Annotated in this window: 18 protein-coding genes and 1 pseudogene; 10 read left to right on the top strand and 9 right to left on the bottom strand. The window is 60.0% G+C overall.

Translation table 11 applies throughout. The features are described from left to right. The first annotated feature begins 158 nt into the window (after positions 1 to 158). Positions 159 to 596 carry a hypothetical protein gene (locus HMPREF1487_RS10035; protein ID WP_010796529.1) on the top strand — a complete coding sequence of 146 codons (438 nt, stop codon included), beginning with the start codon at positions 159 to 161 and terminating at the stop codon, positions 594 to 596. 3 nt (positions 597 to 599) lie between these two features. Here the strand turns inward: HMPREF1487_RS10035 and HMPREF1487_RS10030 are convergent, their stop codons facing one another. Further along, a complete protein-coding gene (locus tag HMPREF1487_RS10030) occupies positions 600 to 1586 on the bottom strand; it encodes a magnesium transporter CorA family protein (protein ID WP_010796528.1) in 987 nt (328 codons plus the stop codon). Between the two features lie 62 nt (positions 1587 to 1648). On the opposite strand from HMPREF1487_RS10030, the gene HMPREF1487_RS10025 reads away from it, so the two are divergent. Both HMPREF1487_RS10025 and HMPREF1487_RS10020 read left to right on the top strand, forming a co-directional pair. Beyond that, the gene (locus HMPREF1487_RS10025; protein ID WP_010796527.1) at positions 1649 to 1933 is read left to right on the top strand and encodes a hypothetical protein; all 285 of its coding nucleotides are present in this window, start codon (positions 1649 to 1651) and stop codon (positions 1931 to 1933) included. A 125-nt stretch (positions 1934 to 2058) separates the two neighbouring features. Continuing rightward, positions 2059 to 4914 carry a class I adenylate cyclase gene (locus HMPREF1487_RS10020; protein ID WP_010796526.1) on the top strand — a complete coding sequence of 952 codons (2856 nt, stop codon included), beginning with the start codon at positions 2059 to 2061 and terminating at the stop codon, positions 4912 to 4914. Here the strand turns inward: HMPREF1487_RS10020 and rnk are convergent, their stop codons facing one another. From rnk to cyaY, 3 genes are all read right to left on the bottom strand, one after another. After that, the gene (gene rnk, locus HMPREF1487_RS10015; RefSeq protein WP_010796525.1) at positions 4915 to 5310 is read right to left on the bottom strand and encodes a nucleoside diphosphate kinase regulator; all 396 of its coding nucleotides are present in this window, start codon (positions 5308 to 5310) and stop codon (positions 4915 to 4917) included. A gap of 186 nt (positions 5311 to 5496) precedes the next feature. Continuing rightward, on the bottom strand, positions 5497 to 5724 hold the full coding sequence (locus HMPREF1487_RS26760; RefSeq protein ID WP_010796524.1) for a DUF1289 domain-containing protein: 228 nt from the start codon (positions 5722 to 5724) through the stop codon (positions 5497 to 5499). After that, a complete protein-coding gene (gene cyaY, locus HMPREF1487_RS10010) occupies positions 5699 to 6034 on the bottom strand; it encodes an iron donor protein CyaY (protein ID WP_010796523.1) in 336 nt (111 codons plus the stop codon). Before cyaY ends, HMPREF1487_RS26760 begins: the two co-directional genes overlap by 26 nt. 175 nt (positions 6035 to 6209) lie before the next feature. Between cyaY and HMPREF1487_RS10005 the strand changes: the two genes are divergently transcribed. From HMPREF1487_RS10005 to HMPREF1487_RS09980, 6 genes are read left to right on the top strand one after another with little or no spacing between them, the layout of a single operon-like run. Continuing rightward, positions 6210 to 6335 carry an LPS translocon maturation chaperone LptM gene (locus HMPREF1487_RS10005; RefSeq protein WP_010796522.1) on the top strand — a complete coding sequence of 42 codons (126 nt, stop codon included), beginning with the start codon at positions 6210 to 6212 and terminating at the stop codon, positions 6333 to 6335. 14 nt (positions 6336 to 6349) lie between these two features. Further along, positions 6350 to 7597 (top strand): diaminopimelate decarboxylase, encoded by a 1248-nt coding sequence (lysA, locus tag HMPREF1487_RS10000; RefSeq protein WP_010796521.1) that lies wholly within the window; start codon positions 6350 to 6352, stop codon positions 7595 to 7597. 6 nt (positions 7598 to 7603) lie between these two features. After that, positions 7604 to 8434, top strand: a complete 831-nt coding sequence (dapF, locus tag HMPREF1487_RS09995; RefSeq protein WP_010796520.1) for a diaminopimelate epimerase — start codon at positions 7604 to 7606, stop codon at positions 8432 to 8434. Beyond that, positions 8431 to 9120, top strand: coding sequence for a DUF484 family protein (locus HMPREF1487_RS09990; RefSeq protein ID WP_010796519.1), 690 nt, complete (start codon positions 8431 to 8433; stop codon positions 9118 to 9120). The genes dapF and HMPREF1487_RS09990 overlap by 4 nt, the downstream gene beginning before the upstream one ends. A 1-nt stretch (position 9121) precedes the next feature. Beyond that, positions 9122 to 10015 (top strand): tyrosine recombinase XerC, encoded by an 894-nt coding sequence (gene xerC / locus HMPREF1487_RS09985; protein ID WP_010796518.1) that lies wholly within the window; start codon positions 9122 to 9124, stop codon positions 10013 to 10015. Beyond that, positions 10012 to 10707: an HAD family hydrolase gene (locus HMPREF1487_RS09980; RefSeq protein WP_010796517.1), complete on the top strand. Its 696-nt coding sequence runs from the start codon at positions 10012 to 10014 to the stop codon at positions 10705 to 10707. Before xerC ends, HMPREF1487_RS09980 begins: the two co-directional genes overlap by 4 nt. 13 nt (positions 10708 to 10720) lie before the next feature. On the opposite strand, the gene cysE is transcribed toward HMPREF1487_RS09980, so the two are convergent. From cysE to glnK, 5 genes are all read right to left on the bottom strand, one after another. Beyond that, a complete protein-coding gene (gene cysE / locus HMPREF1487_RS09975; RefSeq protein WP_010796516.1) occupies positions 10721 to 11515 on the bottom strand; it encodes a serine O-acetyltransferase in 795 nt (264 codons plus the stop codon). A gap of 96 nt (positions 11516 to 11611) precedes the next feature. After that, a complete protein-coding gene (gene sutA / locus HMPREF1487_RS09970; protein ID WP_010796514.1) occupies positions 11612 to 11941 on the bottom strand; it encodes a transcriptional regulator SutA in 330 nt (109 codons plus the stop codon). A 68-nt stretch (positions 11942 to 12009) separates the two neighbouring features. Continuing rightward, complete coding sequence (locus HMPREF1487_RS09965; protein ID WP_010796513.1) at positions 12010 to 12435, bottom strand: secondary thiamine-phosphate synthase enzyme YjbQ; 426 nt, start codon at positions 12433 to 12435, stop codon at positions 12010 to 12012. A gap of 201 nt (positions 12436 to 12636) precedes the next feature. Beyond that, on the bottom strand, positions 12637 to 13974 hold the full coding sequence (locus tag HMPREF1487_RS09960; RefSeq protein ID WP_010796512.1) for an ammonium transporter: 1338 nt from the start codon (positions 13972 to 13974) through the stop codon (positions 12637 to 12639). A gap of 42 nt (positions 13975 to 14016) precedes the next feature. Further along, positions 14017 to 14355, bottom strand: a complete 339-nt coding sequence (glnK, locus tag HMPREF1487_RS09955) for a P-II family nitrogen regulator (protein ID WP_003096476.1) — start codon at positions 14353 to 14355, stop codon at positions 14017 to 14019. Positions 14356 to 14750: 395 nt separating this feature from the next. Here glnK and HMPREF1487_RS09950 point away from each other — a divergent pair. Beyond that, positions 14751 to 14996, top strand: a pseudogene (locus tag HMPREF1487_RS09950) (accessory factor UbiK family protein); the annotation flags it as partial. Positions 14997 to 15053 lie beyond the last annotated feature (57 nt).

Here is a 15053-nt window from a genome sequence, read left to right as displayed (position 1 = left end):
ACGGATGTGAGCTGCTGATCATCGGTCAGCCTCTACAAACGTTGCCAACAACGCCGTTACGACCGACGAGTAACGGTTAGCAACCACTCATCGATACTGAATCAACTTCCGCGATAACCAGCCGATGGCATGGCACCCTTTCGAAGAGACAGGATGCCATGTCCACAATAACCGACCGACTCGCCACCTCGCTGAACGTTGCCTTCCAACCGCCATCCACTTCGCCTTCATCTGCCACTTCTGCAGACACTGACACCTCTGCGACGTCCGTGGAAAAGAGCGGGAAAACCGATCAAGGCCTGACACTAAAGGATGCGCCTGCCGGTGGCGGTCAGGTTCAGAGCGGCAGTGACTCCGATAGCACGATCGAAAAGCTCAAGAAGACCATCAAGGATCTGGAAAAACAGCTGCAGCGTGCACAAAAGGAGTTGCAGCAGGCCCAGGCCAGCAATGCCTCCGAGCAGGAAAAGCAGATACGAGTACAGGCGGCGCAAGCCCAGATCAGCAGCCTCAGTGCCTCGCTGCAACAGGCCTATGCGGCGCTGCTGCAAGCCACCAGCGGTAGCACGGGCTCCGTTGTCAGCACGACAACCTGATTCTTACAGCCAGTCGCGGAATTTGAACCAGGCATATGGAATGATGGCCGATACCACCATGGCCACCAGGGCAAGGGGATAACCGAAGTGCCAGCTCAGTTCGGGCATGTTTTCAAAGTTCATCCCGTACACCGTACCGACCAGCGTGGGCGGCAGGAACAGAACGGCAGCAATCGAGAACACCTTGATGATGCCGTTCTGCTCGATATTGATCAGGCCCAGGGTGGCATCAAGTAGAAAGCTGATTTCGTTGTTCATGCGGTTCTGGTAGTCCCCCAGCGAGCGGGAGTCACGCTCGACGGTTTTCATCCAGGCTTTGGCTTCACGACAGATCCACTCGCTGGCGGCTCGGCGCAGGTAGCTGAGCAATCGATTGATGCCCAGAAGGCTATCGCTCAACCGGGCCAGCAGCAGGCTGCTGCGTCCTAACTGCTTCAGAATGGATTGCAGATCCGACTTGGGTGCCTTGGGGCCTTCGTCATCAGGCTTGGGCTCCCGAAAAATGGCATTGGCCAGCCGGTTATGATGGGCCTGCACCGATTCGAGAATATCAGCGATCCGGTCGACCAGACTGTCGAGCAGCGAGATGAAAATGGTGTCGCTGCGCTTGTGCAGTCCCGGGTGCTGGCTGAGCTTGGTGCGAAACGCACGAAACGCTGACAGCTCAGCGTAACGCACCGTTACCAGCCACTCGGGCGTCAAAACAAAGTTGAGCACCGAAGCCGTCGGCTGGTGTTCGCTGAATCCGCTGACGACCGTTGTCGTCATGTGCAGGGCCCGCTCACTCTCGTACAGACGGGACGACTCTTCGATTTCGGCCATCTCTTCCCGGGTCGGAATGTTTACCGCCAGGCTCTTTTCCAGGAACTGCTCTTCCTCATCGGTAGGCGATAAAAGATCGATCCACAAGGCATCCTGAGGGAAAGGCTCGTCGGGCGTGATGGTCTTAGGGGTTAACATACCGTTAACGAGGGTGTAGCAGGTAATCATTGCTGCTTGAACTCCATTATCTGCCAGTGACTGGCATCAACTGTCCTGAGTGAACCAATACCATGTCTGACCATGATGACAACGAAGAATCCTTTGTCGAATCCCATCTGATCTCGGCGATCGAGAACCAGTTGGCGGCCGGCGAACCGCCTTTTACACAGGCCGTCTTCAATAAACTGACCCTGGTAGGGCACGAACGTGAGGAAATCGTCCACCTGATGGCGATCGTGCTGGCCAACGAGATCGAAACCATGATGACCGAAGACCGCCCCTTCGACACGGCCCGCTACGAACAATTGCTGCGGGCGCTGCCGGACCTGCCGGAAACTGGTACGGACGTGGAGTAGCACAGAGCGAACCGCCCACCGGTGCTTTTGGACAGGCGGTAGCGTCCAGCGAGACGAACGCACTGTGAACCAGTCGTACTTTATGGGTACGACTGGTACGCTTGCGGCTTAGCTATGGACCCGTCATGACCCGTTTCCCTGACCTTCAACTGGATGACGACGAGGGCATTGATCGCAAAGCCCTCAAGCAGGTGCGCGCGCGCTTTCTGACCATCAACACTGGTCGCCTCGTTCGCGCTCTGGAAGGCCTGCCCAGCCGACAGCAGCCGGTATTGACCCTGCTGCCCCTGTTGCTGCACGTCAATCATCCCATGCTGCCGGGCTATGTCTCGGCCAGTACGCCGGCCGGCCTGACCGGCTTTGAGCCGACGGACGAGCAGCTGGCAGAAGCCCGTCGCCTGACCCGCTCGTTTGCCTATAAGCCCGCACGTACACATCGGGACGAGCCGCTGCATGGCCTTTACCTCATGGGCAGCCTGGGCACCCTGACCCAGGCCGACAGCAGCGACCTGGATATCTGGCTCTGCCATGCCCCCGGCATGAGTGCACAGGCGCTCGCCGAGTTGCAGCGCAAGTGTGCCCTGCTTGAAACCTGGGCGGCCTCGCTCAATGCCGAGCTGCATATCTTTCTGATTGACGCCGACCAGTTCAGCCAGGGCCAGCGCCCGGGGCTCCTGACGTCGGACGATTGCGGTACGGCGCAGCACTTTCTGCTACTCGACGAGTTCTATCGCACCGCCATCTGGCTAGGCGGCCGTACGCCTTTATGGTGGCAGGTGCCGGTCGCTCAGGAGGAGAGCGACTACGAAGGCTTTACCCAGCGACTATTGCACCATCGCTTCATCAAGGCGCGCGAGGTACTGGATTTCGGCCATATCGACCACATCCCTCCAGGCGAATACATTGGCGCCGGGCTGTGGCAACTATTCAAAGGGATCAGCTCGCCCTACAAATCAGTCCTGAAACTCATGGTGACCGAGCTGTACGCCTGCGAGCACCCGCACACGGTCACGCTCAGCCGACGCCTCAAACAGCTGGTCCATTCGGGCGTCACGGATCTCGATCAGGTCGATCCCTATAGGCTGGTGTACCAGCGCCTGGAAGAATATCTGCTCCTGCGCGGCGACCTGGATCGGCTCGAACTGGTCCGTCGTTGCCTGTACCTCAAGGTTGGCAAGCCCCTGAGCCGTCCGCCCCGGCAAGGCCGCAAGAGCTGGCAACGTCTGCTGATGGAAAAGCTGACCCAGTCCTGGGGCTGGGATGAGCATATGCTGCGCAAGCTGGACGAGCGCCAGGGCTGGAAGGTAGATGACGTCAGCGCCGAGCGTCGGATTCTGGTCAATGCCCTGACTCACAGCTACCGCTTCCTGGCGCAGTTCGCCCAGCAACAGCAGGTTGAAAGCCACCTCGCCCCGCGCGACCTGAGTATTCTGGGGCGCCGCCTGTATGCGGCGTTCGAGCGCAAGGCCGGCAAAATCGACTTTATCAACCCGGGCATTGCGCCAGACTTGGCCGAAGAGTTCGTTACCCTGGTGCAGGAAGAGCGTCCCTTTGGCGAGCGCCGCCGCCCGTGGTCATTGCACCGTGGCAACCTGACGGCAGAAGAGTGCCATTCGCACTCCCCACTCAAGCGCACCTGGGAACTGGCCGAGCTGCTGGCCTGGTGTCGCTACAACGGCATTATCGACAATGCCACCCGCCTGACCTTGCATGCCGGCGAGAGCGACCTTACCCCGTTCGAACTCAACAATCTGATCCAGAGTTTCCAGCAGAGCTTCAACGACCGACCGGACACCGTACCGGAAGCCGTCTTGCTACGCCCGGCCGCGCCCCGCGAGGTGTTGCTGCTGATCAACGTAGGGATCGATCCGCTCTACCAGCACAGTCAGCGCAACGTCTACCTCACCAGCGATCGTATCGACGCCCTGGGCTACGCCGGGATGCGTGAAAACCTGGTGCTGACGCTGGACCAGATCACCCTCAACAGCTGGAACGAACTGTACGTCAACCGCTTCGAAGGGGCCAATGCCCTGCTCGACTGCTTATGCGCCTACTTCAACAGCCTGCCCTCTGGCGATCAGGAGTCATTGCCTCGCCTGTCGATACGCAGCTTTTGCCGGAACCGGGCACCGCTGATCGTAGAACGCGTGGAAGCAGTGTTCGACGAAGTCCGCACGGCCATGCTGCGTGAGCACAAGACGCGCTATCTGCTCCAGATCCAGCAGCGTTTCCACATGCTCGAGCTGCGCGAGGGCAAGCTGAGCCATACGCCACTGGCCGACCGGGATTCGTTGCTGCTGCACCTGTCCGCTCCAAAGCAGGAATGGACGCCCCTGAGCCTGGACCCCCATGCGCTGGAGGGTGACGAACTCGGCCTTATCCTGCCGCTGGGCCGTACCGGCAGCATTCAGGTGTTTTATCGACAGGAAGGTGAAACGGCACGTGTCTACGTACTGGATGAGCACAACGCCCTCTGGTCACAGCGCTTGCCTTTCCATGATGAGCATACGCTGCTGGCCCCCCTGCAGCGTTTCCTGCATTCCATTCACCGCCGGCAGAGTGCCCAAGTGCCCCTGGAGGCCAGTCGGGTACCGCTGGCTGAGATGCACTATTTCCAGGTCCTGCCCCCAGCACCTCAACGGGCGCGGCATCTGGAGCGGCGACAGATTGATCTGCCCCTGGAAACGGTGCCGTACTATGCGGTTCAGGCCATTGTGACCGCCACCAAGGCCGGGCGCCGTCTGGTAACCCTATACTGCGATCACCGTGAGTTTTCCGAGCTCGACTACGGCCCACGGCTGTACCAGGAGGTGGCACGCCATATCCTGGCGCGCCGCCGTACCGGAGAACGTTACCGCTGCTACCTGACGGATCTGGATCTTCTGCACGTGCCTGGCGAGCCTCGCCCGCACACCCTGGCCTACCTGAGGCTCAAGGCAGAGCTGGAAGAGGCGCTCAACCAGGCATTCATGGCAGTCTGATCAGTAGCCGACTGCCTTGGCCGTCGGCTCTAGCTCCAGTAGCGACAGGTGCAGCGTTTTCCCGCCGGGTGCCGTGCACTCAACGCGCTGACCTATCGTCTGCCCTAGCAGTGCACTGCCCACGGGCGTTAGCACGGATACGGTGCCTTCTTCCCGGGCTTCGTTGGGATACACCAGACGCAGATGGTATTCCTTGCCACTGCCCTCTTCGCGGCAATGCACTTGGGAATGCATGGTCACAACACCTTCCGCCTCATCAGGCGGTACCACCTTGGCGCGCTCCAGCTCCTCTTCGAGCGCCTCGGCGGCAGGGCCAAATTCCTCAAGGCTATCGAGCAGGCGGTCGAGCTGCTGATAGTCAGTCTGCGTAATGATGGGCTGAGCGATCTGGCGCATGATGCCTCCTTTGGCGGCTGGATGTCGGAAACGCGCTTGCAGCAACGGCTGCAGGCGGCGCTTCGAGGTACTGAACAGCATGTCTCATGCCGAAACGGATGCCGCATGGGCGGCGTTGGGAGTGCAGCCCTTCGGCTGCAGATGGACTGACCGTAACACAGGGATCAGGGTAGACGGAACCACCGGTCAGCTAGTAGCGGATCGATGGTTCCTGCGCGCCTGTGCGGCCAGAATGATGGCCCGACGCGCTTCGGCTGACGCTTCGCCCCAGGCCAGAATCTCATCCAGCGTGCGGCCGCAGCCCAGGCAGATATCATGACCGTCCAGGCAACAGCGTCGAATGCAGGGCGAGGGCACCGATTCGGCGTCCTCCCCTGATAACGAGAGATCAGAGCTGGCTGAAATCGAGCTCATCGCCCGTCTGCTCGCGAATGACACGGGTCAGCAGTTCGCCCAGCGGCTCCTGGGTGCTGTCGCAGATCCACTGGTTGCCCGCCTCGTCATAATCGAAGTGATACCCGCCTGAGCGGGCCGCCACCCAGAGCTGCCGTAGCGGAGGCTGACGACTCAGAATGACCTGACTGCCGTTTTCCAGGCGAATCGTGAGGACACCGGCGCTGTTCTCCAGATCCAGGTCCAGATCGCTGTCGTCGAGGATGTCTTCGACTGCCTGCTGGGTAGTATCGACAAGATCGTGGAAGCGGGCTTCGCTCAGACTGCTCATGGGATTCCTTGAATCGGTATTGAAAAGACCTTGACGTTACCCCGGCGACCGCCCCTCGTCCAGTCGCAAAGACGGCTGCACCGCCCAGGCCTGTCAGGCACGCGCGGCGTTACATAGGCAAGGGGGCAGGTGCCGGGTATACTCCGGGTCAATCATGCTTTTCAAAGGATTCGCCATGAAGCGCCTTTCCCTTGCTCTAATTGCTTTCGCATGCCTGCTGGCAGGCTGCGGCCAAAAAGGTGACCTGTACCTTCCGGACGATGAAAAAGCGGCTCACGAGCATCGCCACGACACGTTCTGACCAGGGAGCCCTCCATGGAGTCATTTACATCCCGCGCAGGTAGCCTGCATGCGGAAGGTGTGCCGCTGAGCGCTATTGCAGAGCGCTTCGGCACGCCCACTTACGTGTATTCCCGGGCACACATCGAGGGCCAGTACCGCGCCTATACCGATGCGCTGGCCGGGCTGCCCCATCTCGTCTGCTTTGCCGTCAAGGCCAACTCCAACCTGGGCGTTCTTAACGTCCTGGCACGGATGGGTGCAGGGTTCGACATCGTGTCCCGCGGCGAGCTGGAGCGTGTACTGGCCGCTGGCGGCGAAGCCGCCAAGGTGGTGTTCTCCGGGGTCGGCAAGACCCGTGACGACATGCGCCGTGCGTTGGAAGTCGGCGTGCACTGCTTCAATGTGGAGTCCCGGGTGGAGCTTGAGCGCCTGCAGGAAGTCGCCGCCGAAATGGGCCGCAAGGCACCCGTCTCGCTGCGGGTGAATCCTGATGTGGATGCCGGCACCCACCCGTACATCTCCACCGGCCTCAAGGAAAACAAGTTTGGTATCGATATCGCCGAGGCCGAGGCCGTATACGCCCGCGCAGCGGAGCTGCCAAACCTTGAGATCATCGGAGTGGACTGCCACATCGGCTCCCAGCTCACCACGCTCGAGCCGTTCATCGATGCGCTGGATCGTTTGCTGGCACTGATTGACCGCTTGGCCGAGCGTGGCATCACAATCCGTCACCTGGACCTCGGTGGCGGCCTGGGCGTGCGCTACCGCAACGAGGAGCCGCCTCTGGCGAGCGATTACATCAAGGCGATCCGCGAGCGCATTGCCGGACGGAATATCGCTCTGGTTTTCGAGCCCGGCCGCTTCATCGTGGCCAATGCCGGCGTGCTGCTTACGCGTGTGGAATATCTCAAGCACACCGAGCACAAGGACTTCGCCATTATCGATGCAGCCATGAACGACCTGATCCGCCCAGCGCTTTACGACGCCTGGATGGACGTTGTGCCGGTTACGCCTCGCGACAGCCAAACTCGTGCGTATGATCTGGTCGGCCCTATCTGCGAGACCGGTGACTTTCTAGCCAAGAACCGCGACCTGGCTCTGGCTGAAGGTGATCTGCTGGCCATTCGCTCAGCAGGTGCCTATGGCTTTACCATGAGTTCGAATTACAACAGTCGCGGTCGTGCGGCTGAGGTGCTGGTAGATGGCGAGCAGGCCTTCGAGGTGCGCCGCCGTGAGACGGTCAAGGAACTCTATGCAGGCGAAAGCCGGCTACCGGAGTGACCTCTCATGCTATTGCGGTTTACCAAGATGCACGGGCTTGGCAATGATTTCATGGTCCTTGACCTGATCAGCCAGCACGCGCATATCCAGCCCAAGCACGCCCGCCAGTGGGGCGATCGGCACACGGGGGTCGGCTTCGATCAGCTCCTGATCGTCGAAACGCCAAGCAACCCGGATGTCGATTTCCGCTATCGGATTTTCAACTCCGACGGCTCAGAGGTCGAGCAGTGCGGCAATGGTGCTCGCTGCTTTGCCCGCTTTGTCTTCGACAAGCGTCTGACGGTCAAGAAAGTTATCAAGGTCGAGACCAAAGGCGGCATCATCGAGCTGCGGCTGCGTAACGACAATCAGGTGACGGTCGACATGGGTGCGCCGCGCCTTGAGCCCAGGCAGATTCCATTCGAGGCCGACGCCGAGGCGATCAGCTACCCGGTACAGGTCGAGGGTCGTACCGTCGAACTTGCAGCGGTGTCCATGGGTAATCCCCACGGCGTCCTGCGGGTCGACAATGTCGATACCGCGCCAGTGCATGAACTCGGCCCCAAACTTGAGCATCATCCCCGTTTTCCGAACCGGGCCAATATCGGTTTTCTCCAGGTCATCGATGAACACCGGGCGCGCCTGCGCGTCTGGGAGCGCGGTGCCGGTGAAACCCAAGCCTGCGGGACCGGCGCCTGTGCAGCCGTGGTTGCGGGTATTCGCCAGGGCTGGCTAAATTCGCCTGTACAGATCGAGCTGCCCGGCGGCCTGCTCGATATCGAATGGGCCGGCCCCGGCAAGCCGGTGCTCATGACAGGACCCGCCGTCCGTGTATACGAAGGCCAGGTACGTTTATGACAGACCAAACGCCCCCGCTCGATGCCGATCAGGTTGCGGCCTGGCTGGAACAGCATCCGGACTTCTTTGCAAACCGCGAGGACCTGCTGGCCGAGATGCGCATTCCGCACCAGCGCGGCACGGCGGTCTCCCTTGTGGAGCGCCAGCTGGGTCTGCTGCGCGACCGCAACGTCGAGATGCGTCATCGGCTGGCGCATCTGATGGATGTGGCCCGCGATAACGACCGCTTGTTCGATAAAACCCGCCGTCTCGTGCTTGATCTCATGGATGCCAATACATTGGAAGATGTGATCAGCACAGTCGAAGACAGCTTGCGCCATGAGTTCAAGGTGCCTTACGTCGGGCTGATTCTGTTTCACGAATCGCCCTTGCCGGTAGGCCGCAGCGTAACCAGCGCCGAGGCGCACCAGTGTATTGGTGGACTGCTGTCGGGCGGCAAGGCGGTCAGCGGGGCGTTGCGCTCACATGAACTGAAATTCCTGTTTGGCGAAGCCGCGCAGGACGAGGTTGGATCGGCCGCGGTTGCACCCTTGATTCACCAAGGCATGCATGGCGTACTTGCCATTGGAAGTCCTGATCCACAGCATTACAAGAGTTCACTAGGCACGGTGTTTCTAACCCATGTTGCCGAAGTGTTATCTCGCGCCCTGCTGCGCTTTCCCACTCCTCTTCGCTCGGTACGCTGACATGGAAGAACGCCTCGACGCTTACTGCCAACACCTACGCAGCGAGCGTCAGGTGTCGGTCCATACTCTCGATGGTTACCGCCGTGACCTGCTGAAACTCCTGGCCTTCTGCCGCGAAGAACAGCTCACCGACTGGAGCAGCCTCGATGCGCGTCGGCTGCGCGCCCTGATCGTTCAGCTGCACCGCAAGGGACAGTCCAGCCGCAGCCTTTCCCGTCTGCTCTCAGCTATCCGGGGCTTTTATCAGTACCTCATTCGCGAGGGGATCTGCCAGCATGATCCCGCCAATGGTGTCAGTGCACCCAAAGGCCAGAAACAGCTACCCAAGAACCTCGACGTGGACCGCACCACACAGCTCCTGGATGGCGCTGTGGAGGATGACTTCATTGCCCTGCGCGACCAGGCGATGCTTGAGCTCTTCTACTCCTCTGGTCTACGCCTGTCCGAGCTGGTCGGGCTGGATATTGTCGATCTGGACCTTAAGGATGGCCTGATCAGCGTTCGCGGCAAGGGCAACAAGCGGCGTATCGTCCCGGTGGGCAGCAAGGCGCGAGAGGCTATGGAACGCTGGCTGCCGCAACGTGCCCTGGCCGCCCAGGATGATGCCGTGTTCATCGGTCAGAGCGGCCGACGCCTCACGCCAAGAGCGATCCAGCTGCGCGTCCGTGAAGCGGGCGTACGCGAACTGGGCCAGCACCTGCACCCGCACATGCTGCGCCATAGCTTTGCCAGTCATATGCTGGAAACTTCCCGTGACCTGCGCGCCGTACAGGAGTTGCTGGGCCACGCGGACATCGCCACGACCCAGATCTATACCCATCTGGATTTCCAGCACCTGGCACAGGTCTATGATGATGCCCATCCACGTGCCAAGCGAAAAACAGAATCCACATGACTATCCGCCTGATTACCTTCGATCTCGATGACACCCTCTGGGATATAGCCCCGGTCATCCACAGCGCCGAAGATGCGCTTCGTACCTGGATGGAAACCGAGGCATCACGGCTGGGACCGGTCCCGGTTGAGCACCTGTGGCAGATCAGGGACCGGCTCCTGGAGCGAGACCCCGGCCTCCGGCACCGCGTCAGCGAACTGCGCCGCCGCGTCATTCATGGGGCCTTGCAGGATGCCGGTTACGAAGAACCTGAGGCCGGGCAGCTGGCCGAAGCCGGTTTCGCCATCTACCTGGCTGCTCGTCAGCAGGTCACCCTGTACGAGGACGTGCACGAGACGCTGGAACAGCTATCGCTGCGCTATGACCTGGGCGTACTGACCAATGGCAATGCTGATGTTCACGAGATCGGCCTGGCTGACTATTTCCGTTTTGCTCTGTGTGCAGAAGAGCTGGGTATCGGCAAGCCCGACCCGCATCCCTTCAACGAAGCGCTACGCCGGGCAGGCGTGACCGCCGATGCGGCGGTGCACGTAGGCGATAACCCTGTCGATGACATCCTGGGCGCTCAGCAGGCCGGGCTACGGGCCATCTGGCTCAACCCTACAGGCAAGCCCTGGTCTGGTGAAAATGCACCGGATGCCGAGATCCGCAGCCTCAACGAGCTCCCTGCGGTACTGGAGCGCTGGAACTAACCGACACGGTGGATCAGTCCTGATCGAACGACTGATCCATCACCAGTGCAGGTTGTTCGTGGCGTGGCGTGCCAACCGGTCGGGCCGGGTTGCCGACCACGGTGGTATGCGGTGCGACCGGCTTGAGCACGATGCTACCCGCCCCGACCTTGGCCCCTTCGCCAATTTCGATGTTGCCCAGAATCTTCGCGCCGGCGCCGATCATCACGCCACGTCGCACCTTGGGATGCCGGTCACCACACTCCTTGCCCGTCCCGCCGAGGGTGACCGCCTGCAGAATGGACACGTCATCCTCGACCACCGCCGTCTCGCCAATCACGATCCCGGTACCATGATCAAGCATGATGCCCTGCCCGATACGGCTGGCCGGATGGATGTCTACAGCCAGCATCTCGTTACAGCGAGCCTGGATATAAAGCGGCAGCATGCGGTTCCCGTCGAGCCAGAGCCGATGTCCGAGGCGGTAGGCCTGGATCGCCAGGAAGCCCTTGGAAAACAGGAAAACCTCCAACGGGGTATCGAAGGCAGGATCGCGTGTGACCGTGGCCTCAAGGTCAGCCCAGGCGCTCTCGATCAGCGAGGGATGCTCCTGCTGCACCCTCAAGAAACGCGCGTGCAGCGTCTGCCGCTGCACCGCATCGACGGTAAGCGTTCGGCTCAGGCGAAACGCCAGGGCACTCCCCAGCTCTTTCTGCTCCAGAATGGATTCGGTCAGCCAGGGCTCCAGGGCGCGCTCCTGGACAATGGCACTGGAGGCAAGGTCACGCAGGCTCTGCCAGCGTGCCTGAAGGGTTGGGGTTGAGGTCATCGGTATGAAGTCTTCCTGCAGATGGACTGCACAGGATAATGTCCACGCCAGAATCCGACACCCATAAAAAACCCGCCATACAGGCGGGTTTTAAAATCATATCGGGCGGCTGCCGTACTTGCTGTCAGGCTTTTTAGGCGGGTCAGCAACAACATTCGCGTCGATCTCCTGCACTTTACCGCCACGGGCCAGAAACTCTTCCATGGCCTTGGCGAGCGCATCACGCTCCTTCTGCTTGGCCTCGATGGAGGGCAACTCCTCGGGCTCGGCTTCTTTTTTCTTCTTCCCTTTGCCTGCAGCAGGTTCTTCCGCCTCGGCACTGTCGTCGACTTCTACATCAGGCTCGTCTGCAGCCGCAGCAAAGTCCTCGGTATCGTCATCATCAGTGGACTCGATATCGTCCTGTTCCAGCTCTTCATCACTCATAAAAAACCCTCGAAAACCAGGTTAGTTACTGACCAGCCGCGAGTTTGACGTGGCTGCTCAAGAAAAATTCATGCTGGCATACCCTGCAAGGTAGCCATTATCCGACGAGCGCCGCCATGGTCACGGTGCTCACCCAGGTAAATACCCTGCCACGTCCCTAGCGCCAGCCTTCCGGCCTGCACGGGTATGGTCAGGCTGCAGCCCAGAAGGCTGCTCTTGAAGTGCGCCGGTAGATCGTCCGGCCCTTCGTAATCGTGTTCGTACCCTGGCACGTTCTGCGGCACGAGCTGGTTGAAGAACCGCTCGAAATCGCGACGCACCGCACTGTCGGCATTTTCATTGATCGTCAATGAAGCCGACGTGTGCTGCAGCCACAGGTTCAGCAGCCCGATCTGACAGCTTTTCAGTTCGGGCAAAGCCGATTCCACCTCATCCGTGATGAGATGGAATCCACGGCTTCGGGCGCGCAGCGTGATCTGTCGCTGATGCCACATGGCGGACTCCTAGGCTTGCTGGGCGCGCATTCTAGCGCGGCTTTCGAAAAAACAAAGAGGCTCTTTAAAGCTGACGTTCAGACCGGGGCTGCGAGCGGGTGTTCCGGGCAATAACGCACGAAAAATGACTTTCTTTCGTGCATACGAAAAGAGCGCCCGAAGGCGCCCTTTTTTGACCGACAAACGGTAGCCGGTTCGCTATTACATATTGTAACCACGCTCGTTGTGCAGCGTCAGGTCCAGACCCACGGTCTCTTCCTCATCGCTGACACGCAGGCCCATGACCATGTCGATCACCTTCAGGATGACGAAGGTGAGGATGCCGGTATATACCAGTGTGAACAGCACGCCCTTGAGCTGAATCCACAGCTGGCCGCCAATATCGGTCACGGTGCCGAAGCCGCCCAGAGCCGGTGCAGCGAAGATACCGGTCAGCAGCGCGCCCACGATACCGCCGACGCCATGCACACCAAAGGCGTCCAGGGAATCGTCATACCCAATTTTGCGCTTGAGGCTGGTAGCGCAGAAGAAACAGATCACACCCGCGACCGCACCGATGATCAGCGCACCCATCGGGCCGACTGTACCGGCAGCCGGAGTAATGGCCACCAGACCGGCAACCACACCCGAGGCGATCCCCAGGGCGCTGGGCTTACCGTGGGTGATCCATTCAGCAAACATCCAGGCCAGAGCTGCCGAGGCGGTTGCGATCTGGGTGACCAGCATCGCCATGCCGGCAGTGCCGTTTGCCGCAACGGCGGAGCCTGCGTTGAAACCGAACCAGCCCACCCACAGCATGGCAGCGCCGACCAGGGTATATCCCAGGTTGTGCGGTGCCATCGGGGTGGTCGGATAGCCCTTACGCTTGCCCAGCACCAGGGCAGCCACGAGACCAGCAATACCGGCGTTGATGTGAACCACGGTGCCACCAGCAAAATCCAGCACGCCCCAATCCCACATCAGGCCACCGTCACCGCTCCACACCATATGGGCGATCGGTGCATAGACCAGAGTGAACCACACACCGGTAAAGACCAACATGGCCGAGAACTTCATGCGCTCGGCGAACGCACCCACGATCAGCGCCGGGGTGATGATCGCAAAGGTCATCTGAAAGGTGACGAAAATGCTTTCGGGGAACAGCGCAGCCGCACCTGTCAGCCCATCATGGGTAATGGAGCTCAGGAAGGCCTTGCCGAAACCGCCGATAAATGAATTGAAATTGGTTACGCCTTTTTCCATGCCTGTGGTATCGAAGGCAAGGCTATAACCGTAGATCATCCAGAGAATACTGATCAGGCCGGTAATGGCGAAACACTGCATCATTACCGACAGGATGTTCTTGGCACGAACCATGCCGCCATAAAACAGCGCCAGACCCGGAATGGTCATGAAAAGCACGAGTGCTGTAGACACCAGCATCCATGCCGTATCGCCGCTATTCAACGTCGGCTCCGCCGCTGCTTCCTGAGCCATGGCAAGGCTCGGCATAGCGAGGGACAAAAGGGCTCCTAGCCCTGCGTACTTGCGCAGAGTCATGATGTTCTCCTGGGGCTTTGGGGGTATGGAGTACGGTGTTTTTTAAATAGCGTCGGTATCGGTTTCGCCGGTCCGGATGCGGATGGCTTGTTCCAGATTTACAACGAAAATCTTGCCGTCACCGATCTTGCCGGTGTTGGCTGCCTTGGTAATGGCCTCGATGACACGGTCGAGCTGGTCATCGGCAATGGCGACGTCGATCTTCACCTTGGGCAGGAAATCGACAACGTACTCGGCGCCACGGTATAGCTCCGTGTGCCCCTTCTGGCGACCGAAACCCTTGACCTCGGTGACGGTGATGCCTTGAACGCCGATCTCGGACAACGACTCGCGGACGTCGTCGAGCTTGAACGGCTTGATGATGGCGGTGACTAGTTTCATGAACTTCTCCCGAAAAGTGGACTTGCCCCAGGAACGAACCCCGTCTCAAGTCTAAGCGCAGTCTGTGGCTTTGTAACGTCGCCCCGCTCTAAAACGGTTCGCCGGCACCCTCGCCCGCCTACGAAGCAATCACCGCTTCGCTTCCGCATCCCTGGTGCGTGATGCCTCTGTCATAACGGCTAAAGCAGAAACCTTGCCATTTCGTGCAAAGCCGCATGGCGCAACGCCTCTATGCGCTTCGGTTGAATGAGATAGCGTCCATTTCACAGCAGATCGCACCATCTTGGCGCACAGCGCCCGGAAGAGGTGCCCAAAAAATGTGCAGATGCCCGGCATCCTGGCGCTGGAAAGGAGCGTGATACACTGGTCCGAACACTTTTTAATGGATGAAGCGTATGTTCCCACCCAAAGCGCTACTCGACTCCCTGACCCAACAAGCCAGCCGTCTATTTGGTGAAGGCTCGCCCCGTGCCGATATCGAAAACCAGTTCAAGGCGCTGATGCAGAGCGGATTCAGCAAGCTCGATCTGGTTAGCCGTGAAGAATTCGACACCCAGATGCTGGTCCTTGAACGCACCCGCGCTCGTCTTGAGGCCTTGGAAGCTCGCCTGGCCGAATTGGAAGGCCAAGGCAAAGAGCCTGTTGCTGCCGCCCAGCCTGCACAGGACGCACCGACATCAGCCAAAATGGCTTTCCAG

This window comes from Pseudomonas sp. HPB0071, assembly GCF_000478505.2.
Taxonomy (GTDB): domain Bacteria; phylum Pseudomonadota; class Gammaproteobacteria; order Pseudomonadales; family Pseudomonadaceae; genus Chryseomonas; species Chryseomonas luteola.
This window is presented reverse-complemented; position numbering and strand designations above follow the sequence as displayed.

Bases quoted from the DNA above. Each gene is read 5' to 3' on its own strand.
- glnK (WP_003096476.1), bottom strand. From the start codon at position 14,355: ATGAAACTAGTCACCGCCATCATCAAGCCGTTCAAGCTCGACGACGTC.
- rnk (WP_010796525.1), bottom strand. From the start codon at position 5,310: ATGCGCCAGATCGCTCAGCCCATCATTACGCAGACTGACTATCAGCAG.
- HMPREF1487_RS09965 (WP_010796513.1), bottom strand. From the start codon at position 12,435: ATGTGGCATCAGCGACAGATCACGCTGCGCGCCCGAAGCCGTGGATTC.
- cyaY (WP_010796523.1), bottom strand. From the start codon at position 6,034: ATGAGCAGTCTGAGCGAAGCCCGCTTCCACGATCTTGTCGATACTACC.
- HMPREF1487_RS26760 (WP_010796524.1), bottom strand. From the start codon at position 5,724: ATGAGCTCGATTTCAGCCAGCTCTGATCTCTCGTTATCAGGGGAGGAC.
- HMPREF1487_RS10035 (WP_010796529.1), top strand. From the start codon at position 159: ATGTCCACAATAACCGACCGACTCGCCACCTCGCTGAACGTTGCCTTC.
- HMPREF1487_RS09980 (WP_010796517.1), top strand. From the start codon at position 10,012: ATGACTATCCGCCTGATTACCTTCGATCTCGATGACACCCTCTGGGAT.
- HMPREF1487_RS10025 (WP_010796527.1), top strand. From the start codon at position 1,649: ATGTCTGACCATGATGACAACGAAGAATCCTTTGTCGAATCCCATCTG.
- xerC (WP_010796518.1), top strand. From the start codon at position 9,122: ATGGAAGAACGCCTCGACGCTTACTGCCAACACCTACGCAGCGAGCGT.
- sutA (WP_010796514.1), bottom strand. From the start codon at position 11,941: ATGAGTGATGAAGAGCTGGAACAGGACGATATCGAGTCCACTGATGAT.
- cysE (WP_010796516.1), bottom strand. From the start codon at position 11,515: ATGACCTCAACCCCAACCCTTCAGGCACGCTGGCAGAGCCTGCGTGAC.
- HMPREF1487_RS10005 (WP_010796522.1), top strand. From the start codon at position 6,210: ATGAAGCGCCTTTCCCTTGCTCTAATTGCTTTCGCATGCCTGCTGGCA.
- lysA (WP_010796521.1), top strand. From the start codon at position 6,350: ATGGAGTCATTTACATCCCGCGCAGGTAGCCTGCATGCGGAAGGTGTG.
- dapF (WP_010796520.1), top strand. From the start codon at position 7,604: ATGCTATTGCGGTTTACCAAGATGCACGGGCTTGGCAATGATTTCATG.
- HMPREF1487_RS09990 (WP_010796519.1), top strand. From the start codon at position 8,431: ATGACAGACCAAACGCCCCCGCTCGATGCCGATCAGGTTGCGGCCTGG.
- HMPREF1487_RS10020 (WP_010796526.1), top strand. From the start codon at position 2,059: ATGACCCGTTTCCCTGACCTTCAACTGGATGACGACGAGGGCATTGAT.
- HMPREF1487_RS09960 (WP_010796512.1), bottom strand. From the start codon at position 13,974: ATGACTCTGCGCAAGTACGCAGGGCTAGGAGCCCTTTTGTCCCTCGCT.
- HMPREF1487_RS10030 (WP_010796528.1), bottom strand. From the start codon at position 1,586: ATGATTACCTGCTACACCCTCGTTAACGGTATGTTAACCCCTAAGACC.